The 26,010-nt window shown below is 33.3% G+C and carries 18 protein-coding genes; 8 read left to right on the forward strand and 10 right to left on the reverse strand.

Annotated features, from left to right (window positions below; genetic code table 11):
- Positions 1 to 8: 8 nt before the first annotated feature.
- From ccoN to BWZ22_RS10910, 3 genes are all read right to left on the reverse strand, one after another.
- On the reverse strand, positions 9 to 2,207 hold the full coding sequence (ccoN, locus tag BWZ22_RS10900) for a cytochrome-c oxidase, cbb3-type subunit I (RefSeq protein ID WP_076699978.1): 2,199 nt from the start codon (positions 2,205 to 2,207) through the stop codon (positions 9 to 11).
- Between the two features lie 9 nt (positions 2,208 to 2,216).
- Positions 2,217 to 2,405 (reverse strand): cbb3-type cytochrome oxidase assembly protein CcoS, encoded by a 189-nt coding sequence (ccoS, locus tag BWZ22_RS10905; RefSeq protein WP_076699979.1) that lies wholly within the window; start codon positions 2,403 to 2,405, stop codon positions 2,217 to 2,219.
- A gap of 171 nt (positions 2,406 to 2,576) precedes the next feature.
- The gene (locus BWZ22_RS10910; protein WP_076699981.1) at positions 2,577 to 4,955 is read right to left on the reverse strand and encodes a heavy metal translocating P-type ATPase metal-binding domain-containing protein; all 2,379 of its coding nucleotides are present in this window, start codon (positions 4,953 to 4,955) and stop codon (positions 2,577 to 2,579) included.
- Between the two features lie 106 nt (positions 4,956 to 5,061).
- On the opposite strand from BWZ22_RS10910, the gene BWZ22_RS10915 reads away from it, so the two are divergent.
- From BWZ22_RS10915 to BWZ22_RS10930, 5 genes are all read left to right on the forward strand, one after another.
- A complete protein-coding gene (locus tag BWZ22_RS10915; protein WP_076699982.1) occupies positions 5,062 to 5,739 on the forward strand; it encodes a Crp/Fnr family transcriptional regulator in 678 nt (225 codons plus the stop codon).
- A gap of 346 nt (positions 5,740 to 6,085) precedes the next feature.
- Positions 6,086 to 8,179, forward strand: a complete 2,094-nt coding sequence (locus BWZ22_RS10920; RefSeq protein WP_076699984.1) for an HAD-IIB family hydrolase — start codon at positions 6,086 to 6,088, stop codon at positions 8,177 to 8,179.
- Positions 8,180 to 8,197: 18 nt separating this feature from the next.
- Positions 8,198 to 9,046: a glycosyltransferase gene (locus BWZ22_RS10925; protein WP_232225139.1), complete on the forward strand. Its 849-nt coding sequence runs from the start codon at positions 8,198 to 8,200 to the stop codon at positions 9,044 to 9,046.
- Positions 9,047 to 9,081: 35 nt separating this feature from the next.
- Positions 9,082 to 9,474, forward strand: a complete 393-nt coding sequence (locus tag BWZ22_RS16900) for a glycosyltransferase (protein WP_232225270.1) — start codon at positions 9,082 to 9,084, stop codon at positions 9,472 to 9,474.
- Between the two features lie 11 nt (positions 9,475 to 9,485).
- A complete protein-coding gene (locus BWZ22_RS10930) occupies positions 9,486 to 10,370 on the forward strand; it encodes a carbohydrate kinase (protein ID WP_076699985.1) in 885 nt (294 codons plus the stop codon).
- On the opposite strand, the gene BWZ22_RS10935 is transcribed toward BWZ22_RS10930, so the two are convergent.
- The 7 genes from BWZ22_RS10935 to BWZ22_RS10965 form a co-directional block, all read right to left on the reverse strand.
- A complete protein-coding gene (locus BWZ22_RS10935) occupies positions 10,367 to 10,942 on the reverse strand; it encodes a YdeI family protein (RefSeq protein ID WP_076699987.1) in 576 nt (191 codons plus the stop codon). The genes BWZ22_RS10930 and BWZ22_RS10935 overlap by 4 nt on opposite strands.
- A gap of 3 nt (positions 10,943 to 10,945) precedes the next feature.
- Positions 10,946 to 12,586 (reverse strand): M1 family metallopeptidase, encoded by a 1,641-nt coding sequence (locus tag BWZ22_RS10940; protein ID WP_076699988.1) that lies wholly within the window; start codon positions 12,584 to 12,586, stop codon positions 10,946 to 10,948.
- Positions 12,587 to 12,676: 90 nt separating this feature from the next.
- On the reverse strand, positions 12,677 to 14,488 hold the full coding sequence (locus tag BWZ22_RS10945) for an acyl-CoA dehydrogenase family protein (protein ID WP_076699990.1): 1,812 nt from the start codon (positions 14,486 to 14,488) through the stop codon (positions 12,677 to 12,679).
- Positions 14,489 to 14,507: 19 nt separating this feature from the next.
- Positions 14,508 to 15,698: an acetyl-CoA C-acyltransferase gene (locus BWZ22_RS10950; RefSeq protein WP_076699991.1), complete on the reverse strand. Its 1,191-nt coding sequence runs from the start codon at positions 15,696 to 15,698 to the stop codon at positions 14,508 to 14,510.
- Between the two features lie 52 nt (positions 15,699 to 15,750).
- Positions 15,751 to 18,159 carry a 3-hydroxyacyl-CoA dehydrogenase/enoyl-CoA hydratase family protein gene (locus BWZ22_RS10955; RefSeq protein WP_076699993.1) on the reverse strand — a complete coding sequence of 803 codons (2,409 nt, stop codon included), beginning with the start codon at positions 18,157 to 18,159 and terminating at the stop codon, positions 15,751 to 15,753.
- A gap of 15 nt (positions 18,160 to 18,174) precedes the next feature.
- Complete coding sequence (locus BWZ22_RS10960) at positions 18,175 to 18,615, reverse strand: MarR family winged helix-turn-helix transcriptional regulator (protein ID WP_076699994.1); 441 nt, start codon at positions 18,613 to 18,615, stop codon at positions 18,175 to 18,177.
- A 167-nt stretch (positions 18,616 to 18,782) separates the two neighbouring features.
- The gene (locus BWZ22_RS10965; protein ID WP_076699996.1) at positions 18,783 to 20,555 is read right to left on the reverse strand and encodes a long-chain fatty acid--CoA ligase; all 1,773 of its coding nucleotides are present in this window, start codon (positions 20,553 to 20,555) and stop codon (positions 18,783 to 18,785) included.
- A 412-nt stretch (positions 20,556 to 20,967) separates the two neighbouring features.
- Between BWZ22_RS10965 and pflB the strand changes: the two genes are divergently transcribed.
- The 3 genes from pflB to BWZ22_RS10980 all read left to right on the forward strand — a co-directional run bounded on the left by pflB (position 20,968) and on the right by BWZ22_RS10980 (position 25,665).
- Entirely contained in the window at positions 20,968 to 23,193 is a 2,226-nt protein-coding gene (gene pflB, locus BWZ22_RS10970; protein WP_076699997.1) for a formate C-acetyltransferase, read from the forward strand.
- A gap of 145 nt (positions 23,194 to 23,338) precedes the next feature.
- Entirely contained in the window at positions 23,339 to 24,013 is a 675-nt protein-coding gene (gene pflA, locus BWZ22_RS10975) for a pyruvate formate-lyase-activating protein (protein ID WP_232225141.1), read from the forward strand.
- Positions 24,014 to 24,162: 149 nt separating this feature from the next.
- On the forward strand, positions 24,163 to 25,665 hold the full coding sequence (locus BWZ22_RS10980; RefSeq protein ID WP_076700000.1) for a DUF3360 family protein: 1,503 nt from the start codon (positions 24,163 to 24,165) through the stop codon (positions 25,663 to 25,665).
- Positions 25,666 to 26,010: the final 345 nt, after the last annotated feature.

A 26,010-nucleotide genomic window follows, 5' to 3' on the forward strand; every position in this document is an offset into this window, starting at 1 on the left:
TTTGTGGGTTATTGTTGTGCTGTTTCAACTTTAATATCGGTACCTAAGCGTTGTAAATAAGCAATTAAGGCAACAATTTCTCTGTTTTTCATTTCAACAAATTCTTCACCATTTTCAGCAGCATATTTTTTGTCTGCTTCGTAATTTTTAGCAAAGTCTGGATCTGTATAAAGGTTTTCTTCAATTTGAGTTCCTTGTTCTAACATACTTTGTTGTGCGTTGGCAATATCTTCTTCAGAATAAGGAACACCTAGTGATACCATAGTACGCATTTTGGCTTCGGTTTGAGATTTGTCAAGCGTACTTGATGGACCAGTAATTAACCATGGGTAACGAGGCATTATGGAGCCAGATGATGTACTTTGTGGGTCGTACATGTGGTTAAAGTGCCAGTTATCGGAGTATTTTCCACCTACACGGTGTAAATCTGGTCCGGTACGTTTACTTCCCCAAAGGAATGGATGATCATAAACATATTCTCCGGCTTTACTATATTCTCCGTAGCGTTCTACTTCACTTCTAAACGGACGAATCATTTGTGAGTGGCAACTCACACAACCTTCGCGTATATATATGTCTCTACCTTCTAACTCTAAAGGTGTGTATGGTTTTACACTAGCTATAGTTGGAATATTAGATTCAACCATAATGGTTGGCACAATTTGAACAATACCACCAATTAAAATAGCAATTGTAGCTAAAATAGTTAATTGTACAGGTCTGCGCTCTAACCAAGTATGGAAACCTTCTCCTGCAGTACGTTTTTTGGTTACACGTTCTAGAGCTGGAGCTTCGGCTAATTCATCGGTTACTTTGCTACCTTTTTTAATAGTAACAATAATATTATATACTAAAATTAATAAGCCAATAACATATAAACTACCTCCAATAGCACGCATTAAGTACATAGGTATAATTTCGGTAACCGTTTCTAAAAAGTTACCATAAACTAATGTTCCGTCTGGGTTAAACTGTTTCCACATACTAGCTTGTGTAAATCCAGCAACATACATAGGTAAAGCGTACATAATAATACCTAAAGTACCTAACCAGAAATGTAAGTTTGCTAAAGGAGTAGAGTGTAGTTTAGTTTTAAAAAGTCTAGGAACTAAATAGTATATCATACCAAAGGCTAAAAAGCCATTCCAAGCTAAGGCACCTACGTGTACGTGAGCAATAATCCAGTCGGTAAAGTGAGCAATAGCGTTTACATTTTTAAGAGATAAGGTTGGACCTTCAAAAGTAGCCATACCGTATCCTGTGATAGCTACTACCATAAATTTTAAAACAGGGTCTGTACGCACCTTATCCCAAGCACCACGTAAGGTTAATAATCCATTTATCATACCACCCCAAGAAGGCATTAATAACATTATAGAGAATGTTACACCTAAGTTTTGAGCCCACTCTGGTAAAGCGGTGTATAATAAGTGGTGTGGTCCTGCCCAAATGTATATAAAAATTAATGACCAAAAGTGTACAATAGAAAGCCTGTAAGAATATACAGGTCTGTTAGCAGCTTTAGGTACATAGTAGTACATTAAACCTAAAAACGGTGTAGTAAGGAAAAATGCTACAGCATTATGCCCATACCACCATTGTACTAAAGCATCTTGAACACCAGCATAAACAGAATAACTTTTCATACTTGTAAACGCTATTGGTAATTCTAAACTATTAAAAATATGAAGTACTGCAACCGTAACAAAAGTGGCAATATAAAACCAAATAGCAACGTATAAATGACGTTGTCTTCGTTTTAAAATCGTCCAAATCATATTTATACCAAAAACAACCCAAATTACTGCAATAGCAATATCTATAGGCCATTCTAGTTCGGCATATTCTTTTGATGTGGTATAACCTAAGGGTAATGATATTGCAGCAGCAACAATAATTAATTGCCAACCCCAAAAGTTTATATTACTTAAAAGGTCACTTGCCATACGGGTTTTTAGTAATCGTTGTAACGAATAGTAAATACCTGCAAACATGGCATTACCAACAAAGGCAAAAATAACAGCGTTAGTATGTAGTGGTCTTAAACGTCCAAAACTAAGCCACGAAATACCATCAGTAAGGTTAGGGAACAAAAACATAAATGCTAGTAGTAACCCCACCAGCATACCTACAACCCCAAAAATTATTGTGGCATAAATGAACTTTGTAACGATTTTATTATCGTAATGAAATTGTTGCATCTCCATAATTAGTTGTTAATCTTTTTTTTTGGTTAGTATTGATTTATCTGATTTCTCTTTTATTAATTCATCCTCAAAAAGCATCCTAACTGAAGGTGTATAGCTATCATCATATTGCCCGCTCTTAACGGCCAAAATAAAGGCTATAAAAAAACCAACAGCTACAATTACGCTTATAGCTAGTAAAATATATATAACACTCATACCTACCTGAAGTTACGGTTCAAAAATACTTTCATATCTTTTTTCAAAACATGATAATTGTCATATTTGTTTTAATAATTTGGGCGTTACCCTATCGGGTCGGGCTTTCCGCGTTACACGGTAACTTGCTTCAATCCCTAACGCACTATCCTGCCAAAACCAGTTCTATAGCTATTTTAATTTTCTGCCAACAATATTGGTGCAAATAGTTGTAAACACAACAATGCTTATAGAACTTAAAGGCATTAAAATTGCAGCAACCACAGGCGCTAATTGCCCTGTTACAGCAAAATACAACCCTATTATATTATAGATAAATGAGAGTATAAAACTCCATTTTATGATTTTTATGGCGGATTTTGATATCTTTAAATAGTTTGCTAGTTCATTAAACTTAGAAGCATCTAAAATAGCATCACAAGCAGGGGAGAACACGTTTACATTCTCTGAAATAGCAATGCCAACATTACTCTGAGCCAAGGCACCAGCATCATTTAAACCATCACCAATCATTAATACATTAGCTCCTTCGCTTTGGTGGTATTCTATATACTCTAACTTGTCTTTTGGTTTCTGATTAAATAGCAGTTTGGTTTTTGATGGTAATAATTTAGTTAGGTTTTCTTTTTCACCTTCATTATCACCAGATAAAATAGCCAAATCGTAGTCTTTTTTTAGCGTATTAAATAATTGCGATAAGCCTTTTCTATAGGCATTATAAAACGTAAATTTTCCTTTGTATTTATTATTTGTACTAACGTGAACCGTAGTGTTTAAGGTTGCTTTTTCCTCTGTATAACCAACAAAAGGAGCAGATCCTATTTTAATATGCTCATCATTATATTGAGCCTCAATACCTTTACCTATATACTCTTCGTAGCTATCTAAAGTGTGAATATCATTTTCATTTAAAAGTTCATATAAAGACCTGCTTAACGGGTGGTTAGAACCTCTTAAGGTACTTTTTAACAATGCCTCTTCTTGAGGTGAAAGTGTTTCGCCATCATAACCTATAGAGGCTTCTTGGTTAGATGTAATTGTACCCGTTTTATCAAAAATAATGGTGTTTATTTTAGCTAGTTGTTCTATAACGTTGGCGTTTTTTAAGTAGAATTTTTTCTTACCTAATATACGTAAAATATTTCCAAAAGTAAAAGGAGCAGACAAAGCTATAGCACACGGGCATGCAATTATTAGCACAGAAGTAAACACATTTAAAGCCTTACTAGAATCTGTTAACAACCAAAACGTAGTAGCTACTGTAGCAATTAATAAAATAATGATAGTAAAGTTTTTACTAATGCTGTTTGTAAGGGTAGTAAATGATGATTCTTTGTCTTTTTTAAACACATCATTACTCCAAAGTTGTGTAAGGTAACTTTGTTCAACAGATTTTAAAACATCTACTTCAATATTGCCTTCAACTTGTTTACCGCCTGCGAAAAGTTTATCACCAGATTGTTTGGTAACGGTTTTAGATTCGCCAGTAACAAAACTGTAATCAATTCGGGCTTTTCCTTTAATTAAAATACAATCAACAGGAATAAGTTCTTCGTTTCTTATTAATAATCTGTCTCCCTTTTTAATATCGTAAACTTGTATGGCGGTTTCTTTTCCTTCCTTTGTTATTTTAGTGATTCCTATTGGGAAATAAGATTTATAGTCTCTTTCAAACGATAAAAATGAATAGGTTTTTTGCTGAAAAAATTTACCAACAAGTAAAAAGAAAATAAACCCTGTTAAACTATCAAAAAATCCAGAACCAGTATCTAGTATAATTTCAGCAGAACTTCTAATAAATAAAACAGAAGCACCTAAAGCAATGGGAACATCAATATTTAAAATTTTAGACCTTAAACCTTTGTAGGCAGATATAAAATAGTCTTGAGCAGAGTAAAATACAACGGGTAAACTATAGGCAAACATAAGCCACCTAAAAAGGTGTTTGTATTGTTCTAGCCAAAATTCGCCAACTTCAAAATATTCTGGAAACGATAAAAACATTACGTTACCAAACGCAAATCCTGCTACACCTAATTTGTAAATTAAAGATCTATCTGTTTTCTTTTTGCCAACACTGTAATCTTCTAAACTTATATAGGGCTCATAACCAATGTTGCTTAGTAAAATAACAAGCTCTTTAAGTGTAATTTTTTTAGCATTAAAAGTTACTCTAACGGTTTTTTTACCAAAATTAACTATTGAAGAACTTACAGCAGGATTTAATTTATTTAAGTTTTCTAAAATCCATATACAAGAACTACAATGAATATGCGGAATGTATAAATTTATAATTTGAGTATCATCACTGTTAAACTCTAAAAGTTGTTCAACAATTTTGTCATTTTCAAGAAAATTATACTTGCCAGCAACCTCTTTAGGCGTAGCTCCCGGAGCCTCTTGTAAATCGTAATAACAAGTTAAATCGTTTTCAGAGAAAATCTCGTAAACAGTTTTACAACCATTACAACAAAATGATTTATTGTCATAAACAATTTCTTCGGAAGATTTTATATCTAACCCGCAGTGGAAACACGTTTTATGCTCCATAACATTTGCTCAATTTTACCTGTTGCAAATGTGGAAAGTTAGTGAAAATTAAAATATGATATTTGTCATGATTTGTTTATTTTTACAAATCTAGAATTATTACGGTATGGGTAAATGTGAACAGTGTATTATTAAGCAGTTTAATTCTCTTAAAGCACTTACAAAAGATGAGTTAGTTAGAATTTCGGCTTGTAAAACATCAAAAACAATAAAAAAAGGAGAAGTTATTTTTGAAGAAGGCGAGATGCTTAATGGTGTTTATTGTGTAAAAGATGGTATTTGTAAGCTAACTAAGCTAAGTGAAAATGGCAAAGACCAAATAGTAAAAATGGTGGTGAAGGGAGATTTACTTGGTCAGCGTTCTATTATAAGCGAAGAAAGGTCTAACTTACAAGCTACTGCTTTAAATGATATGGAGGTTTGCTTTATACCTAAAAGTGAAATATTAATGGATTTACAAAAAAACCCAAATTTCACTTTTAATGTTTTAAAAGATATGGCCAAAGATTTAAAAGAATCAGACGATGTTATTGTAAATATGGCCCAAAAATCTGTAAGGCAACGTTTAGCCGAAACCTTAATTTATATACATAATAGTTTTGGAGTAAACCCAGACGGAACTCTTAGTGTCTTACTTTCTAGAGAAGACTATGCCAATATTGTTGGTACCGCTACAGAATCTGCCATTAGGGTACTATCTCAATTTAAAAAAGAAGACTTAATTTCTACCGTTGGTAAACGGATAAAAATTGAGGATTTAGAGGGCTTAAAACGAGTAGAGTAGTTCTGTTTATTTAACTTCTACGTTTTATTGTAAGGGGCTTGACTTTTTAGTTTCTATTAAGTTATATCTGTATTACATCACGGTAACGGTTGTTTTTGAAAGAAACCTACCTAAATAGCTAATATTCTGCTTTTAAAAATGCTTGTAAGATTAAATAAAATCAATTACAAGATTTATAATATTGAACTGATAAAATTCAGAATTTCTTAAAGGTGTTATAGTTAATTTAGTACTTGCTAAATATCTAGATATAAACGTTTCTTTTCTTGGAATTTATCATTTAAAACCTTAGATTTTGATGAAATTAATTGAAATTCTAATTAAGAACCAAATACTATTATAACACATGAACGATGCTAAAAATAGCTCTCAAAGCAATATAAAATTCCTTTCGTTTGATATTGATAACACACTAATAGATTTCCACACTTTTAAAAGCAATTTTAATAAAATATGGAGAAAATATAAACCTGCAGATGTACAACTTTCTTATAACACAGGAAGGCTTATAGATGATGTTTTAGATTTAATTAAAAAAGACATTATTCCAGAACCAGATTATATCATTTCTGGGGTAGGTACACACATATATAATTATAAAGAAAAAAGGATAGTAAAAGAATTTAATAATGTGCTTGATGATGGTTGGGATTTAAAAACTGTAGAATCTATAATTAATAAAATAAATCATCCCATTAGTGAGCAACCCACAAAATTTCAGCATGCATATAAACGGAGCTACTTTTTTCATGATGCCAGTCCAGATCATATACTTGAAATAGAAGAAAATTTTAACAATGCAAACATGGACGTTAGCGTGGTATATTCTGGAGAAAAATTTTTAGATATTCTACCAAAATATGCCAATAAAAAAAATGCTTTACAATGGTTGCTTAAAAAGTTAAACATTAAAACAGAAGAAACATTGGTAGCAGGAGATAGCGGCAATGATTCTGCTATGTTTGATTTAAAAGAAATAAAAGGTATTGTAGTTTCTAATGCACACGAAGAGCTTTATCAATATACAAAGCACAGGCAAGTTTATCACTCAGAGAAAGCTCAAGGCGATGGGGTTGTAGAAGGATTAGTTTACTATTCGGTATTACCACAGGTAGCTTTAGACGCTACAAATATAGACCAAAGTGAAGAAGACTTCTTTGTAAAACAAGAGCTAGACCAAATAGCTTTAGAAGATGAAGATGAAAACGAAAAAATTAACTTTATAAAAGAAGGTTATAAAAAAGCTATAGAAGCTCTTAAAAAAAATATTACACCTTTAGGATTTTCGGCATGTTCTATTAAAGATAATGAAGCTAACGGTACAGACGAGAATTATTATAGCGTTTGGGCTAGAGATGGTGCAATTACCCTAATAGGGTCTTTACCTCTGGTTCATGATAAAGAAATTCACGAATGCCAACGTAAAACATTAGAAACATTATTTGAACATATTTCACGTAACGGACAAATACCTTCAAATGTTAGAATTAAAGATAACGTACCAGATTATTCAGGTGTAGGCGGCATTTGCTCTATAGATAGTGGTATTTGGGTGGTTATTGCATTCTATGAATACGTAAATGTTACTAAAGACATTAAGTTTTTAAGAAAACATATAAAAGAGATAAAAGAAACCATGCGATGGCTTGGGGCACATGATAGTAATAATGATGCACTTTTAGAAATACCCGAAGCAGGAGATTGGACCGATCTTTTTGGTAGAAGCTACAATATTCTTTATGATGAAATTCTTTGGTACAGAGCTAATGTTTGCTACGGAAGAATGTTAGAAATGTTAGGAGATCATGAAGAAGCAGGAGAGTACATTAGGTGGTCTCAAGTAGTAAAAAAAGAAATACTACAAAACTTTTGGCCAACAACACAGCAACAGTTATTTCAATCGGTTTCTTTTGCAGAAAAACAATTTACTTTAGGAGATACGTCGTATCTTATAGCTCAAACAACACCATTTGATTTTAGTTGGAGATGTGATGTTTTAGGTAATGTTTTGGCCTTTTTACATGGCGCGTTAGATGTAGAAAAAGCAAAACAAACATTTAGGTTTATGTTAGGTGTAGGGGTTAATGATCCTTATCCAGTAGCCAATGTTTACCCAGTAGTAAGTCCTGGTGACCCAGATTGGAGACCTTATTACACCGTTAACTTGCTTAATTTACCAAACCACTACCATAATGGAGGTATTTGGCCTTTTGTAGGTGGATTTTGGGTGAAATTCGTAAATAAACTAGGCTTTAAAGAAATGGCTGTAGCCGAATTATACAAGTTAGCCCAAATGAATAAAGAAGGAATAAATAACGAATGGGAGTTTACAGAATGGGCACACGGTACAACAGGTAAACCTATGGGTAAAGCATACCAAGCATGGTCTGCTGCTCAGTACATATCGGCTTGTCACGAATTAAAAATTATTGATAAATAAACTATAAAATTAAAAATTATGAAATCTATCTTAATGATCTCTTTACACGGATATGTAGCAGCAAACCCAGAACTTGGTAAACCCGATACTGGAGGTCAAGTTGTATATGTTTTGGAACTAGCAGAACGATTTAGCCGACTTGGAAAAAAGGTGGATTTAGTTACGCGTCAATTTGAAGACCAACCAGAATACGATCACGTAGATGAAAATTATAGCGTGTGGCGAATTCCTTTTGGAGGTAAAAAATTCATCAGAAAAGAAGACATGCATGACCACCTTAAAAAATTTGTTACTAACACTTTAGCAGCAATTAAAAAAGAAGGCAAAAAGTATGATATTGTATACTCTCACTATTGGGATGCAGGTTGGGCAGGACAAAAAATAGCAGAAGAGCTAGGGGTATCTCATGTGCATACACCACATTCTGTAGGTTGGTGGAAACAACATACAATGGGTAGCGATATGGATGAAAAAGAAATGGAAAAAACATACCGCTTTAAAGAACGTATAAGAAAAGAATATTTCGTTTATCAAATGTGTAACCACATTATTGCTACCACCATTCCACAAGTAGATTTGTTAACCAAACAATACGATGTGCTTCCTAAAAATTGTACTATGATTCCTCCGGGAATTGATGAAAATCGTTTCTTCCCCGTGCCTTCAAAAGAAAATGACAAAATAAGAGCAAAATATGATATTCACCCCACAGATATTTTAACATTAGGTAGAATGGCTCATAATAAGGGGTACGATCTTTTAATAAAATCACTACCAACTGTTTTTCAACTTTGTCCAGAAGCAAGATTAGTAGCTGCTATTGGTAGCGATGGCTCTAATCAAGATGACGAGGGGTATCTAAACTAAAAAAATTAGCTACAGAACTAGGCGTTGCAGATAAAATACACTGGAAAAGTTATATAGCCGATGAAGATTTAGCCAATGTATATAGATCTGCTAATATTTTTGCAATGCCTTCAAGATATGAGCCTTTTGGTATGGTAGCTATAGAAGCTATGGCTTGTGGTACTCCTAGTATTGTAACTGTTCACGGTGGGTTATGTGATTTAATTGATTTTGGTAATCAAGCATTATTTGCAGATCCACATAGACCTTTAGAATTTGGTGCTATGATGGCAATGCCACTTTTATATCCTAAAATGCGTAACGAATTATCTGTTGAAGGCGCTCGTTTTGCACGTCGTAATTTTGGTTGGACAGGAATAGCAAAACGTATGTTACAAGTATTTAGAAGTTCTATTAATCAACAAACCATGGAAACTAACGTTTATTAAAAGATAAAATAATGTCTAAGATTGTATGTTTTGGTGAAGTTTTATGGGATATATTTCCAAATGGCGAAAAAAAAATTGGGGGCGCGCCACTAAACGTAGCATTACGCTTGCATGCTTTTAACCATGAGGTAACTATGATAAGTGCTATTGGTAATGATATTAATGGAACCTTGTTATCTGATTATTTAGATGAAAATGGTTTAAGTACCAGTGATATTCAGAAAAAAAAGGATTATACAACAGGAGAAGTTCAAGTTTCTCTTAATAAAAAAGGGGTTGCTACTTATGAAATAATGCATCCAAGAGCTTGGGATAAAATTGAAATTACTACTGATAATGTAAATAAAGTTAAATCTTGTGATGCGCTTGTTTTTGGTAGTCTAATAGCCAGAGATGAAGTTTCAAGGCAAACACTATTAAAACTCATTGATTTAGCGCCTTATAAGGTTTTCGATTTGAATTTACGACCACCACATTATTCACCAGAAATATTAATTAAACTAATGAAACTAGCCGATTTTATAAAGTTTAATGATGAAGAACTGTATGAAGTGGCAGGTTATTTTAATTCTAAGTATAATGGTTTAGAGCAAAATTTAAAATTAATGGCTCAAAAAACTAAGGCTAAATATATATGTGTAACCAAAGGGGAGCATGGCGCTGTTTTATTGCACAATGATATTTTGTATTATAACAGTGGTTACCAAATAAAGGTTGCAGATACTGTAGGAGCAGGCGATTCTTTTTTAGCATCTCTTATAAGTCAGTTGTTAAAAGGTGTTGCGCCTCAGCAAGCTATTAATTTTGCCTGTGCAGTAGGAGCTATGGTGGCGCAAAGCGAAGGTGCTAATCCTAAATTTACGTTAAGTGAAATTGAAAATTTTGCTAACCCTTAATAATTGTTTCTAGATTTTATATTGGCTTCGCAATATTTTATAATTTCTAAAATTCGCTTTTGTTTTGTTTCAGCTCTTTTGGCACTATTTAACCAAGATAGGTAACTTTTTTGATAACCTTTTGCAAAGTTTTTATAGTTTTTAAAAGCTTTAGGGTTTTGGTTAAACGCTTTTTGTAAGTCATTAGGAATGATACCATTTTCAATATTATCCATGGCAGACCAAGCGCCATTTTTTTTAGCTACGTTTATTGATTTGTAACCTGCTTCTTGAATTAATCCTGAGGCTTTTAATTCTTCAATATATTTTTTGTTTAAGGCGCTCCATGTACTTTTCGGATTTCGTTTGCTAAAGTATTGTCGGCGTTTTCCGTTGCCCAAACTTTTTACAGTAGAGTCTATCCAACCAAAACAAAGAGCAACTTTTACAGCTTCTTCCCATCGCATGGTGGGTATTTTTAATTCTAATTTGTAAAAAATTAAATAAACGCCTTTTTCTTTATGGTGGTTATTTAGTAGCCAATCGTACCAATCGGTATCACGTTCAAAATAAAGTTCGGGTAAATCTTTCAAACGTTAAACCTTTTTAGATTTTACATAAAAATCAGGGTCAATTTCAAACAATTTAATAGTGTTTTCAACAGAAAGAGTGTTCCATTCTGATTTTGGAAATAGCCATTGTTCTTTGTTGTTTATTTTAATTTGAATAGGCATATCAAAATTATCTACAATGTTTGTCCAGCGGTATTTTAAAGTTTTGTCTTTAATTTGATATTCTAGCGTTGGAATTTTTGTAGTTCTTAAATACTGGTTGAAAAATTCGGTTAAATCTATACCTGTTTGTTCACTCAGATAGTTTTCTATTTGTTGAGTAGTTACTGTTTGATGATAAAAAGTGGTGTTTAAACCAATGAGAATTTTACGCCACTTTTCATCGTCTTCTATAAGTTGGCGCAGTGTATGAAGCATATTAGCTCCCTTGTAATACATGTCTCCAGAACCTTCTTTGTTTACATGATATTTACCAATTATTGGCCTATCATTAACTATGGATCTACGGGTGCCAATTACATATTCAGCTGCGGCTTGTTTACCAAAATGGTAATCTAAATACAAACTTTCAGAATAAGCCGTAAAACTTTCATGAATCCACATATCGGCTATGTCTTTATTTGTAATATTATTTGCAAACCATTCATGACCAGATTCGTGAATAATAATAAAGTCGAATTTTAAACCCCATCCTGTTCCAGAAAGATCACTACCTAAATACCCATTTTTATAACCATTTCCATAGGTAACAGAGCTTTGATGTTCCATTCCTAAATAGGGTGCTTCAACCAGTTTATAGCTATCTCTGTAAAAGGGGTATTGCCCAAACCAGTGTTCAAAAGCTTCCATCATTTTTGGAGCTTGTTTAAATTGTTCTTTGGCTTTTTCAAGGTTATAACTTAAAACGTAATAATTCATATCTAGGGGGCCTGCCATACCATTGTAGACTTCTGAAAAGTTAACATAGTCACCTATATTAATATTTACACCATAGTTGTTTATTGGGCTTTTAACAATCCATCGGTAGGTTTTGGTGTCGCCGTATTGCTCAACACTTCTCAATCTTCCGTTAGAGACGTTTGTTAAATTATCAGGAACGTTTACACTAATGAGCATGCTATCTACTTCATCATACATATGGTCTTTACATGGCCACCAAACACTAGCTCCTAAACCTTGACAAGACGATGCTATAAAATGATTACCGTTTTTATCTTTTTCCCAAGAAATTCCGCCATCCCAAGGGGCATTTACAGCTTCTCTTGGGTTTCCTTCGTAATAAACATCTATAGAATTTATATTTCCTATTTCTTGTGGTTCAGTTAGAGTAATAAAATGGGCATTACCTTCATGTTTTATTTTTAACTCTTTACCATTTTGAGTTGCTTTAAGAAGTTTTAAAGGAGTTTGCAAATCAATTTGCATAACGTTGTTTTTGCTTAAAACTTTATACTGAATTGTGTTTTTTCCAGAAATAAACTTTTCTTCGGGATTCACTTTAATATCTAGATGGTAATAGGTTAAATCCCACCATGCGCGTTGGGGTGTTATACTTCCACGAAGTGTATCCTGTCTAGTGAAAGTGTCTTTTTCTTTAAGTAGTTGACATTGAGTAATATTTACAGAAAGAAGCGTAAGTATGACGAAGGTTAATTTGTAATTCATGTAAATTTTTTTCTAAAGTACTGAAAAAAATAAACGCTTCAAAAAAGTTAATTGAAGCGTTTAAACAATTGAATTAGTCACCTACTTAATTTAAAAGCAATATTTATTTTCTTTAGTTACTTTGTTGGCAATAATGTTTCTTAGTTCAATAATGTTTGGCATGTTTACATATTTAATGTAACGCTTTAACCCCATTAACATCATGCGCTGTTCATCGCCACTAGAGAATGAAATAATAGAGTGTTTTCCTGCCGTTTCAATAACATCAATGGCATGAAAAAGATTTAGTTTAGCCATGGCTATTTGTTCTTTTACATTTTCTTCACCTTCTTTTTTGGCTAGTTTTTCAGCTCTTAAAATGGCAGATTCAGCTAAATAAATTTGAATTAAGATATCTGATGATGCTAGCATGAGTTGCTGTTGTTCTTCAATTTTTTCGCCATACTTCTCTAAAGCGGCGCCAGCAACCATTAAAAATAATTTCTTAAGGTTTTTAATAATACTTTTTTCTTCAGAAAATAGTTCGGAAAAATCAGGTGTATCAAATGATGGAATTCCCATTAATTCGTCTTTAACAGCCATGGCAGGTGTTAATACATCAACGTGTCCTTTCATAGCTTTTTTAATAAGCATACCAATACTTAACATACGATTGATTTCATTGGTGCCTTCATAAATTCTAGAAATACGGGCGTCTCTCCAAGCAGATTCCATTGGGGTTTCTTCAGAGAATCCCATACCACCTAAAATTTGAATACCTTCATCTGTACATCTTTGAACAAATTCTGAAACAGCAACTTTTAATAAAGAGCATTCTATGGCATATTCTTCAACACCTTTAAGTTCCGCTTCTTGATGTGTGTCTTTACCATTTTTTTGTCTAAGTTCAATTCTATCTTGAATATTTTTTGCGGCTCTGTAACAAGCAGCTTCACCTACCCAACAGTTTGTAGCCATTTCAGCAATTTTTTGACGAATGGCACCAAAACTAGAAATAGGGGTTTTAAATTGAATACGCTCATTGGCATATTTAATGGACTCTGTAATAGTTCTACGTTGTGCATCTAAACAGGCTACGGCTAATTTTATACGACCAACATTTAGAGCATTCATAGCTATTTTAAAACCATTACCTCTTACCGATAGCATGTTTTCTACCGGTACAACGGTATCATTAAAGAATACTTGACGCGTAGAAGAAGCACGGATACCTAATTTATGTTCTTCTTCGCCTAAAGTAATACCGTTTGGGTTTTCTGGATCGTATTCAACAATAAATCCAGTAATGTATTTGTCGTCTTCAATTCTAGCAAAAACAATCATAAGATTACAGAAGCCAGCATTTGAAATCCACATTTTCTGTCCCGTAATTTTATAGCTTTTTCCATCTTCAGAAAGTACAGCTTTAGTTTTTCCAGAATTGGCATCGCTACCAGCGCTAGGTTCTGTTAAACAATAAGAGCCAAACCACTCACCGCTAGCTAGTTTAGGTACGTATTTTTTCTTTTGTTCTTCGGTTCCGTACAATGTAATTGGCATTGTACCAATACCTGTATGTGCCCCAAATGCGGTACTGAAAGAGCCAGTTGCACCAGAAATATAATCGCATACCAACATAGTATCAACAAAGCCCATGCCCATGCCTCCATATTCCGTAGGCACTGCAACGCTTAAAAAACCAAGTTCTCCTGCTTTACGCATACAAGCTTCGGTTAAGGCGTAATCTTTCTTTTCAAATTGTGCTTTTTTAGCCCAAATTTCTCGATCAACAAATTCGGTAACAGCTTCTTTCATCATAAGCTGGTCTTCATTAAAATCTTCTGGTGTAAAAATATCTTCACAGTTGGTTTCTTTTACCAAGAATTGACCACCACGTAAAATGTCTTTTTCAGTTTCTGCCATTTTATTTAGTTTTAGTTTTTTAGTTTAAAAATTCAAAAATTCCGCATGCGCCTTGACCTGTTCCAACGCACATGGTTACAGCACCATATTTTGCTTTCATGTTTCGTTTTCTCATTTCATCAAAAAGTTGAACGGAAAGTTTAGCACCAGTACAACCTAAAGGATGCCCTAGCGCAATGGCGCCACCATTAACATTTATAATATCTGGGTTGAGGTTTAATTCTCTTATTACTGCTAAAGATTGTGAAGCAAAGGCTTCATTTAATTCTATAAGTTCTAGATCAGTTTGTTTTAAACCGGCTAGTTTTAAAGCTTTTGGGATGGCTTTAACTGGCCCAATACCCATAATACGTGGTTCTACACCAGCAGCAGCATAATTTACTAATCTAGCAATAGGTTCAAGGTTTAATTCTTTTACCATAGCTTCACTCATAACCATAACAAATGCGGCACCATCGCTCATTTGAGATGAGTTGCCAGCAGTTACGCTACCACCTTGTGCAAACACAGGACGTAGTTTAGCTAATGCTTCAAGACTAGTGCCTTTTCTAGGACCTTCATCTTTTGTAACGGTGTAACTCTTTGTTGCTTTTTTACCATTTTCATCAATATAAGTTTGTTCAACTTTAATAGGAACAATTTGATCTTGGAATCTGTCTTCAGCCTGAGCTTTTAGCGCTTTCATATGAGAATTATATGCAAACTCATCTTGGTCTTCTCTTGAAACTTTAAATTGATTAGCAACTGCTTCGGCTGTATTACCCATACCCCAGTAATAATCTTCATGACCTGCATTAACAATATCATAGTTAAGTTCTGGTTTAAAACCTGTCATGGGTACAGCACTCATGCTTTCTGCTCCACCTGCTATGATACATTCTGCCATTCCAGATTGAATTTTGGCAGTTGCAATAGCAATAGTTTCAACACCAGAAGAGCAAAATCTGTTAACTGTAACACCAGGAACATCAACACTATTTAATCCCATTAAAGAAATTAAGCGCGCCATATTTAATCCTTGTGAACCTTCGGGCATAGCATTACCAACAATTACATCATCAATTCTTGATTTATCTAATTGAGGTAGCTCTTTAATCATGTGCTGTATGGTTTCGGCCGCCAATTCATCAGTTCGTTTAAACCTAAACAAACCTTTAGGAGCTTTTCCTACGGCAGTTCTGTACGCTTTTACTATATATGCTGTTTTCATTTTAGTTTTGTGATTTTTGGAATCAAGAATAAAAGTATCTTGGTTCTGTTTTCTAATTACGTAGTGGTTTTCCTGTTTTAAGCATATGTTGAATACGTTCAAGTGTTTTACGCTCTGTACATAAACTTAAGAAGGCTTCTCTTTCTAGATCTAGTAAGTATTGTTCTGTAACTAATGTTGGTTCAGATAAATCACCACCAGCCATTACATAAGCTAGTTTATTAGCTATTTTTTGGTCGTGTTCACTAATGTAATTTGAAGCTTCCATTGCATCTGTTCCTACCAAAAACATACCCAAGGCTTGTTTACCAAGTACTTTTACATCTTTACGTTTTATGGGTTGCGAATAACCAGCATCAGCTAATAATTTAGCATGTACTTTAGCAGTTGCAATTTGGCGGTCTTTATTAACAATTACAACGTCTTTCCCTTTTTGAAGTAAACCTAAATCAAAGGCTTCATATGCAGAGGTTGATACTTTTGCCATTCCAATAGTTAAGAAATACTCTTGTAGTACATTTAACTCAACATCACCTTTTCTAAAGGAATCTGATGCTCTAAGCGCCATTTCTTTAGAGCCGCCACCACCAGGGATGACGCCAACTCCAAATTCAACTAAACCAATATAGGTTTCGGCGGCAGCCACAACTTTGTCAGCATGAAGTGATAATTCACAACCACCACCAAGTGTCATACCGTGTGGAGCAGCAACTGTTGGAATAGAAGAGTAGCGCATACGCATCATGGTGTCTTGGAAATATTTAATGGCCGCGTTTAATTCTTCATATTCTTGTTCTACAGCCATCATGAAAATCATACCAATATTGGCACCAACTGAAAAATTAGCGGCTTGATTGCCAATAACTAATCCTTCAAAATCTTTTTCGGCTAAATCAATAGCTTTATTTAACCCTGCTAAAACATCGCCACCAATGGTATTCATTTTGCTTTGAAATTCGCAGTTTAAAATACCATCGCCTAAATCTTCAATAACAACTCCAGAGTTTTTAAATACTTCATTACTTTTTCTAATGTTATCTAAAATAATAAAGGCGTCTTGTCCTGGTTTTTTAGTATGCGTTTTACTAGAAATATCGTAAAAATATGTAGCACCATTTTTTACAGAGTAGAATGAAGTACTACCAGCTGCAAGCATATTGTTTACCCAATTAGCAGGTTGGAAACCTTCGGCTTTCATAATTTCAATACCTTTTTCAACACCAATAGCATCCCAGATTTGGAACGGGCCATGTTCCCATCCAAAACCAGCTTTCATAGCATCATCAATTTTGTAGAGTTCATTTGATATTTCTGGTATTCTGTTAGAAACATAGGCAAACATAGCCGCGAAGTTTTTTCGGTAAAATTCACCAGCTTTATCTTTACCAGAGACTAATATTTTAAATCTATCAATTACTTTCTCAATCGATTTCGTAAGTTCTAATGTTGAAAATTTTGCTCTTTTTTTAGAACGATATTCTAAAGTATTTAGGTCTAATGATAAAATTTCGCTTTTACCATTTTCTCCTTTAATTTTTTTGTAGAATCCTTGACCTGTTTTACTACCTAACCATTTGTTTTCCATCATGGTGTTTATGAAATCTGGTAGTTTAAACAACGCATGAGCTTCATCATTAGGGCAGTTATCATAAATGCCGTTTGCTACATGTACAAGCGTATCTAAGCCAACAACATCAACGGTTCTAAAAGTGGCCGATTTAGGTCTGCCAATTACGGGACCAGTAAGTTTATCAACCTCTTCAATAGTTAGTCCTAATTCTTTAACTTGGTGGAATAAGGATTGAATACCGAAAATACCAATACGGTTACCTATAAAAGCAGGGGTGTCTTTGGCTACAACCGATGTTTTTCCTAAATACTGTTCACCATAATTATTTAAAAATTCTAAAACTTCTTGAGAGGTGTTTGGACCAGGAATAATTTCAAAAAGTTTTAAATATCTGGCTGGATTAAAAAAGTGTGTGCCGCAGAAATGCTTTTGGAAATCTTCGCTTCTGCCTTCGCTCATAAATTTTATTGGAATACCAGAAGTGTTTGATGTTATTAAGGTGCCTGGGGTACGGTATTTTTCTAGGTTTTCAAAAACCTGTTTTTTAATGTCTAATCTTTCAACAACAACCTCAATAATCCAATCTACATCTTTAATTTTTGCTATATCATCTTCTAAATTACCTGTTGTAATTCTGCTAGCAAATTTTTGATGATAAATAGGTGCGGGTTTTGATTTTAAGGCTTTTTTTAGAGAATCATTAACTAATCGATTTCTTACCTGTTTGTCTTCTAAAGTTAGACCTTTAGCTTTTTCTGCATCATTTAGTTCTCTTGGTACAATATCTAGAAGCAAAACTTCTAAACCAATATTGGCAAAATGGCATGCAATACCGCTGCCCATAATTCCAGAGCCAATGACTGCAACTTTTTTAATAATTCGTTTACTCATTCTTGTTTAGTCTAATTACTTTTTTGTGTAAATTTTTTTGTTACATACTAATTCTGTAATAATTTCTGCAACCTCATAGAAATGGTTTATTTTTTCTTCAGGAATGTGTTTTCTAATGGTGTCATTAAATGTTAGTACTCTTTCTTTAGAATAGTCTCTTTTTTCTTTTCCAAAATCAGTTAAATGAATAATAACGCCTCTACCATCATTAGGATTTGGATGCCTTTCTATTAAACCTCTTTTTTCCATAGTTTTTAAGATTCTTGATAAGCTTGTAGCTTCCATTCCCATTTTAGGACCTAAGGCTGTTGATGGAGTTCCATTTTCAGGGTCTATACTTAAAAGTGTAAAACCGGTAGCCATTGTACTATCAAACTTAGCAGCCTCTTCATTGTACATTTTTTGAACCGCAAGCCATGTGGTTCTTAGCACATAATCAATTGTTTGATCCTTCATATATAATTGTTAATGTTCTCAAATATATAAAAATTTATTATGCATGCATAATATTTTTTTGAAATAATAGTGTAAAATAAAAAATGCTTTACAAAATTATAAAGCATTTTAAAGAATATTTGAATTTTTGTTAATTGATTGATATGCTATTAATTAACTAATAGGGGTTATTGGTTTCTGTAAATTTTTTCAATTAGGTCTTTGTATTTTTCTTTAATGACCTTTCGTTTTATTTTCATGGTAGGGGTAAGATGACCATCATCAATAGTCCAAACATCAGGTGTAATTTCAAATTTTTTGATTTGTTCCCATCTTCCAAAGTTGGTATTGGCTTCGTCTATTTCTGCTTGTATACGTTCATGAAGTTTTTCGCTTTTAATTATTGCTTCATTGTCTTTAAAAACCAAATCATGTCTTCTTGCCCATTCTTTAACAAACTCAAAATTAATTTGTATTAACGCTGCAGGCATTTTTTCGCCTTCGCCAATAACCATTATTTGTTCTATAAAGCGCGATTGTTTAAACTCATTTTCTAAAAGTGCTGGTATAACGTATTTACCGCCAGAGGTTTTAAACATATCTTTTTTACGATCTGTAATTTTTAAGAAATTATCATCACTTACTTCGCCAATGTCTCCTGTATGAAAATAGTCTCCTGTCATTACTTTAGCAGTTCTTTCAGGGTCTTTATAATAGCCCATCATTACATTGGGGCCTTTTACCAAAATTTCGCCATCTTCAGCTATTTTAACATCAACGTTGTTTATAATTCTACCTACGGTTCCTATTTTTATTCCCATATCAAATGGGCAATTAACAGAAATTACAGGCGATGTTTCTGTTAGTCCGTAACCTTCTAAAATTGGCATTTCGGCAGCAGAAAATATTCTAATAAGTCTTGGTTGTAAGGCAGCACTACCAGAAACTAATGTGTTTAAGTTGCCGCCTAAACCTTCTTTCCATTTACTAAAAATAAGTTTTCTGGCAATTTTTAATTTAAATTCATACCACCAACCGTTTTTTCCATAAGGTTCGTATTTTAAACCTAAGTTTACAGCCCAAAAGAACAGCATTTTTTTAATACCGTTAAGTTCTGCGCCTTTGGCTATAATTCTGTCGTAAACCTTTTCATAAAGTCTAGGAACAGCAGTCATTACATGAGGTTTAATTTCTTTAAGGTCTTCACTTATAGTTTCAATACTTTCTGCAAAATAAACTTCAATACCGCAATACATGTATAAATAAAGAATCATACGTTCAAATACATGGCAAACGGGTAAAAAACTTAAAGATTTTGATTTGCCGTGTTCCATAGGAACTCGTGGCGAACTATCAATAACATTAGAGACTAAGTTTTTGTGAGAAAGCATAACGCCTTTTGGTGTTCCTGTTGTACCAGAGGTATAGATAAGAGTAGCTAAATCTTCTGGTTTCACATTGTTTTTTCGTTCTTCTACTTTGTTTTGGTTAGATTCGTCTTCACCTAACTCTAATATTTTTTTCCAGTTTTTTTCTCCTTTAACTTCATCAAAAGTATAGACCTCTTTAAGCTTGGTGTTTCCTTTTATTTGGTTAAGTTTTTCTAAAACAGAATCATCTGAAACAAAACAATATATAGACTCAGAATGATTTAAAACATACTCATATTCTTCTTTAGAAATGGTTGGGTAAATGGGTACATTTTGGGCACCAATTTGTAAAATTGCAGTGTCTAATACATTCCATTCTGTACGGTTATTAGACGAAATTACGGCTATTTTATCATTGGGTTTTATACCTAGCCTTAATAAACCTCTACTTACTTTATTAGATTGATTAATATACTCTTGAGTAGAAATACTAATCCACTCTCCATTATATTTTGATGTAAATGCTTTTTTTAAATTGAATTTCTCTAGTTGGTAATAAGGGAAATCAAAAATCCTACTAATCTTTCTCATTTATTTTTAATGCGGTGTTGCAAAGTATGAAATTAAAATGATTTTAAAATTAGATAAACAGGGTAAAAATTAACAACCATATTTAATTATCTGTAAATCATTTGTTTCAAAACTCCTTTTTATATTTTTTTTAAATCTAACGACAATTTTCGTGATTTTTATGAAAATAACAAATTTTAACCCAAAAAATTAACAATAATTACTTAAAGTAATGTTAATTTCATGTATTTGATAAGGTTGAGAGTAAAAGGTTTAAAGATTGTTTGTATAAGCGAATATATTCAAACGTTTTCGTGTGCTAAGTAATTGTAAAACCTTGCTATATCTGGGTTTTATGATAAAAGTCAGGTTTATAGTTAGTGTCCAGATGTAGATTTGCAGCATAAAATTTGTCAAATAAAAAAAGCAAAAAATGGAAGTAAAAGAGTTTAAAAAAGGCATCTGGACAGAAAGGGTTGATGTTAGAAATTTCGTATATAATAATATAACACCATATTACGGAAATGATGAGTTTTTAGTAGGACCAAGCGAAAAAACTAAAAAACTATGGAATGTTTGTGTTGAGGCTATGAAAGAAGAGCGTCAAAACAATGGTGTGCGTTCTGTAGATACAGAAACTATTTCTGGTATAAATAACTTTGAAGCGGGATATATTGACAAAGAAAATGAAGTAATAGTAGGCTTACAAACAGATGAATTACTAAAACGTGCTATGAAACCTTTTGGAGGTTTTAAAGTAGTACAAAAAGCGTTAAGTGAGCGAGGGTTGCTGCCTAGTAATACGGTTACAGAGTTGTTTTCTAAATATGTGAAATCTCATAATGATGGTGTGTTTTCTGCTTATAACGAAGAAATTAGAAGATTCCGTTCTCTAGGACTTTTAACAGGCTTGCCAGATAATTATGCTCGTGGTAGAATTATTGGTGATTACCGTCGTATAGCTTTATATGGAATAAATAAATTAATTGAAGCTAAAAAACAAGACCATAAAAATATAACTGGCCCAATGACTGATGCTGTTATTCGCCTACGCGAAGAAGTATCAGAGCAAATTAAAGCGTTATATGATATGATAGAAATGGGTAAAAAGTACAACCTAGATTTATCTCGTCCTGCAGAAAACGCTCAAGAGGCAGTACAATGGACCTACATGGGGTATTTAGCAGCAGTAAAAGAGCAAGATGGTGCAGCAATGTCTTTAGGTAATGTATCTTCTTTCTTAGATATTTATATTGAAAACGATTTACAAAAAGGCTTGATTACCGAAGTTGAAGCACAAGAATATATAGACCAATTTGTAATGAAATTACGAATGGTACGTCACTTAAGAATGAGTGCTTATGATGAAATTTTTGCAGGAGACCCAACTTGGGTTACAGAAGCCATTGGTGGTATGTTTGCAGACGGAAGAACTAAAGTTACCAAAACATCATTCCGTTTCTTAAACACATTATATAACTTAGGGCCATCACCAGAGCCAAATATTACAATTCTTTGGTCAACTAGCTTGCCTCAAAACTTTAAAAACTATTGTTCTAAAGTAGCAATTGATACCTCTTCAATTCAATTTGAAAATGATGATATGATGCGTGAAACAAGAGGGTCTGATGATTATGGTATTGCATGTTGTGTGTCTTACCAAGCGGTAGGTAAACAAATTCAATTCTTTGGAGCAAGAACCAATTTAGCTAAAACTTTATTATTAGCTATTAACGGTGGTCGTTGTGAAAATACCGGAACTCAAATGGTTGAAGGTATTGAAACATTAGAAGATGAATATTTAGATTTTGATAAAGTAATGGCTAACTTTAAGAAAGCCATGAAAGAAGTAGCACGTGTATATAATGATTCCATGAACATTATTCACTATATGCATGACAAGTATTACTATGAAAAAGCACAAATGGCATTAATTGATACTAATCCAGATATAAACATAGCTTACGGTGTAGCTGGTTTATCAATTGTAGCAGATTCACTTTCGGCAATCAAATATGCCAAAGTTAAACCAATAAGAAATGAAGAAGGTTTAACGGTAGATTTTAAAATTGAAGGAGATTTCCCTAAATATGGAAATGATGATGATAGAGTAGATGTATTTGCAAGAGATGCTGTTAAAGATTTTAATAATGAATTAAAAGCCTTACCAGTATATAAAAATGCAGAACCAACAATGTCTGTGCTTACTATTACTTCAAACGTAGTTTACGGTAAAAAAACAGGCGCTACTCCAGATGGTAGAGCTAAAGGAGTACCTTTTGCTCCAGGAGCAAACCCCATGCACGGGCGAGATACTCATGGTGCTATAGCTTCTTTAAACTCTGTAGCTAAAATAGACTACCAAGATTCTAAAGATGGTATTTCTAATACATTTTCAATTGTACCTAAATCTTTAGGTTCAACCGAAGAAGATAGAATAGTAAACTTAGCTGCTACTTTAGATGGCTATTTCTCTAGAAATGCACAGCATTTAAATGTAAATGTTTTAAACAAAGAAACATTATTAGATGCCATGGAAAATCCAGAAGAATACCCACAGTTAACTATTAGGGTTTCTGGATATGCTGTTAACTTTATTAGGTTAACTAAAGAACAGCAAATGGAAGTTATAACAAGATCATTTCACGATTCAATGTAACTATATATAGTCAAATCAGAACTTCCGAAAAATTATTATTTTCGGAAGTTCTAATTTAAATACTTGCCTTATCAAAACTTCAGATAATACATTAAGAGTACACTCCGTTGAATCCTTTGGAACACATGATGGTCCAGGAATAAGAATGGTGGTGTTTTTACAGGGGTGCAAACTAAAATGTTTGTATTGTCATAACCCCGATACAATAAACACGCACGGTGGTGAAGAGTATCCTATTGAAAGCTTGGTAAAAAGGGCTGTTAATATGAAATCTTATTTTGGTAAGTTTGGAGGTGTTACTGTTTCTGGAGGAGAACCCTTGTTACAATCAAAAGAATTAGTTCATTTTTTTCAAAGACTAAAAGAAGAAGGTATCCATACTAACATTGATACTAACGGAAGAGTGCTAAATCATTTTACAACAGAACTGCTAGATAATTACGCAGATTTGGTAATGCTTGATATAAAGCACATGCATGAAGATGGCTACCAAATGCTTACTGGTAAGAAAAATAAAGAAACCACATTCAATTTTGCTAAACACAGGGAAGCCTCTGGTAAACCTATGTGGTTGCGTTATGTATTAATTCCTGGAATTACAAACACACCAGATTTATTACATGAAATGGGTAATTATTTTAAAGATTACAAAACCATTGAAAAAATTGAAATTCAGCCTTATCATAAACTAGGAGTTCATAAATGGGAAGCTTTAGGTTGGGAATACCAATTAAAAGATGCTAGAGAAAATACCCAAGAAGAAATTGATGAAGCTGTAGCAATTTTAGAACGTTATTTCAAAGAAGTAAAAGTAAACTAATAGTAATAGCATAATTAAAAAATCATAGTTTTATTGGCGTAAATAAATATAGAAAATACATTTAGAGCTACTATTAATTAGTACCCTAAAAGCTTCTAAAGTAAGTTTTCATGATAGCCAATTAAACGTTTCAAATATTAATAATTAGCATGAAAACTTATAAAGAACTACATAAACCAGCATCAGAATTTGAGACTAGGTCAGATTATTTAGATTATGAGTTACAAATAATGAAACCTAAGCGGTATAAATTAAATCTTCCAGGAAGAGATTTTAGGTTTGAATTTGAAGATTTAGTACCAGCCTTAGCAGGTACTCTAGGTATTGTTGCTATGTATTCATCGGTAATGATGGCATGGGCAAATGGCCTAACAGAAGCATGGGATCATATTACACTAGGAAAAGAATTTGCAATAGAAGTGTCACGGGTAGAAATGATAATTCCTGCATTTTTGTTTGTTATTTTAGCCTCAGGTTTTATTAACCCTAGAGCAAATTTGGCAGGTAACCATGGACCTATGATTCCACTTATCGCAAGTATTGCTCTTGCTGGAGCACATCCATTGGCTTTAGCTATTTTAATAGGTGTTTTAGGACTTTTGCTAAGTATATTTAAAGGTGGTTCTCGTCTTGTAAATCTAACCAGTAAAGGTGTAGCCGGAGGATTGTTAATATTTCTTGGGTTTACAGGTGCGTTAAGCCAAATTAAAACCATACAATCATGGGGTATGGGGTTAGAATCCTCAACCGTTCAAGCAGGGTCTATGGGATTTCTAGGGTTAATAATTTTAGCTGTAACCGTAATTTTGTATAGTTATTTAGCCAGAATAGATAAACGTTGGTTAGCAATACCCGCTTGTGCTATTGCGGCATTACTAATAGCACTAATTGGAGGCGCAAGTTTTGATCTTCAATTTACAACCCAAATGGGCTTACCAAATCTTAATCCCGTACATTGGTGGGGTAGTACAGAAGAAGGTTGGATGTTAGGTTTACCTAATATGCAGCATTTTATAGCGTCTTTACCTTTTGCCATTTTAGCTGTTGCTATGTGGTCTCCAGATTTTTTAGGTCACAGAATATTTCAAGAAATGAATTATCCAAAGAAAACAGAAAAAGTTTTAATGGATGTAGATGATACTATGACTATGTGCTCTTTCAGGCAAATGGTAGGTACAGCAGTAGGAGGCGGTAATATTACTTCATCTTGGGGAACTTATATGATACCCGCAGCTATTGCCAAAAGGCCAATTCCTGGGGGCGCTATTCTTTTAGGGTTAATGGTTATGGCTGTTGCTATTTTGGGAACGCCAATGGATATTGCTGTTTGGCCACCTGTAAGATGTATAGCATTGCTTGTTGGGGTGTTTTTACCAATGATTGAAGCAGGAGTACAAATGGTTAAAAGAAGTGCTTGTGCACAAGCAGCAGGAATTTGTGTGTTTACCGCCATGGTAACAAATCCTGTTTTAGCATGGGCATTAGCTATGTTTTTAGATAATAACGGGTTAATAGGTGATAAAGATAGAGCTAAGAGTTTATCGTTAATTGATAAACTTGTTATTCCACTAAGTATTTTAATTATTTGCGTTTCTGCAATACTAACGGTAGGAATGCTTAAAGGAGACTATGGAATTCATCCTTTTATTTAGCTATATAGAAGAAATTATTTTTTAAACTTAAATTATATACATGATTTTAAAATAAATCATACTTAAAAAAATAAAATTTGCGTTAATGTAAATTTTAATAATTTCCTTTTTTCTTTTTTATTGAAGAATCCCGCGGTAAACTATAATTACCCCGGGATTTTTTGTTCGTAATTTTTTAGATTAAAATTAATTTGTTTGTAAACTCACAAGGATTGTGTTAAAAAAAAGGGAAGTTTACCAGTGAAAATTCTAAAATTTTATTCATAGGTAAAGCATAGGATATCCATAGGGTATCTATAGGGTTGGTATTACGAGTGACCCGTCCTAAAATAGCTATATAGATTA

This window comes from Seonamhaeicola sp. S2-3 (assembly GCF_001971785.1).
In the GTDB taxonomy this organism is placed as follows: domain Bacteria; phylum Bacteroidota; class Bacteroidia; order Flavobacteriales; family Flavobacteriaceae; genus Seonamhaeicola.

Excerpts from the sequence above, each read along its gene's own strand:
- ccoN (WP_076699978.1), bottom strand. The coding sequence starts at position 2,207 with ATGGAGATGCAACAATTTCATTACGATAATAAAATCGTTACAAAGTTC.
- ccoS (WP_076699979.1), bottom strand. The coding sequence starts at position 2,405 with ATGAGTGTTATATATATTTTACTAGCTATAAGCGTAATTGTAGCTGTT.
- BWZ22_RS10910 (WP_076699981.1), bottom strand. The coding sequence starts at position 4,955 with ATGGAGCATAAAACGTGTTTCCACTGCGGGTTAGATATAAAATCTTCC.
- BWZ22_RS10915 (WP_076699982.1), top strand. The coding sequence starts at position 5,062 with ATGGGTAAATGTGAACAGTGTATTATTAAGCAGTTTAATTCTCTTAAA.
- BWZ22_RS10920 (WP_076699984.1), top strand. The coding sequence starts at position 6,086 with ATGAACGATGCTAAAAATAGCTCTCAAAGCAATATAAAATTCCTTTCG.
- BWZ22_RS10925 (WP_232225139.1), top strand. The coding sequence starts at position 8,198 with ATGAAATCTATCTTAATGATCTCTTTACACGGATATGTAGCAGCAAAC.
- BWZ22_RS10930 (WP_076699985.1), top strand. The coding sequence starts at position 9,486 with ATGTCTAAGATTGTATGTTTTGGTGAAGTTTTATGGGATATATTTCCA.
- BWZ22_RS10940 (WP_076699988.1), bottom strand. The coding sequence starts at position 12,586 with ATGAATTACAAATTAACCTTCGTCATACTTACGCTTCTTTCTGTAAAT.
- BWZ22_RS10945 (WP_076699990.1), bottom strand. The coding sequence starts at position 14,488 with ATGGCAGAAACTGAAAAAGACATTTTACGTGGTGGTCAATTCTTGGTA.
- BWZ22_RS10950 (WP_076699991.1), bottom strand. The coding sequence starts at position 15,698 with ATGAAAACAGCATATATAGTAAAAGCGTACAGAACTGCCGTAGGAAAA.
- BWZ22_RS10955 (WP_076699993.1), bottom strand. The coding sequence starts at position 18,159 with ATGAGTAAACGAATTATTAAAAAAGTTGCAGTCATTGGCTCTGGAATT.
- BWZ22_RS10960 (WP_076699994.1), bottom strand. The coding sequence starts at position 18,615 with ATGAAGGATCAAACAATTGATTATGTGCTAAGAACCACATGGCTTGCG.
- BWZ22_RS10965 (WP_076699996.1), bottom strand. The coding sequence starts at position 20,555 with ATGAGAAAGATTAGTAGGATTTTTGATTTCCCTTATTACCAACTAGAG.
- pflB (WP_076699997.1), top strand. The coding sequence starts at position 20,968 with ATGGAAGTAAAAGAGTTTAAAAAAGGCATCTGGACAGAAAGGGTTGAT.
- pflA (WP_232225141.1), top strand. The coding sequence starts at position 23,339 with ATGGTGGTGTTTTTACAGGGGTGCAAACTAAAATGTTTGTATTGTCAT.
- BWZ22_RS10980 (WP_076700000.1), top strand. The coding sequence starts at position 24,163 with ATGAAAACTTATAAAGAACTACATAAACCAGCATCAGAATTTGAGACT.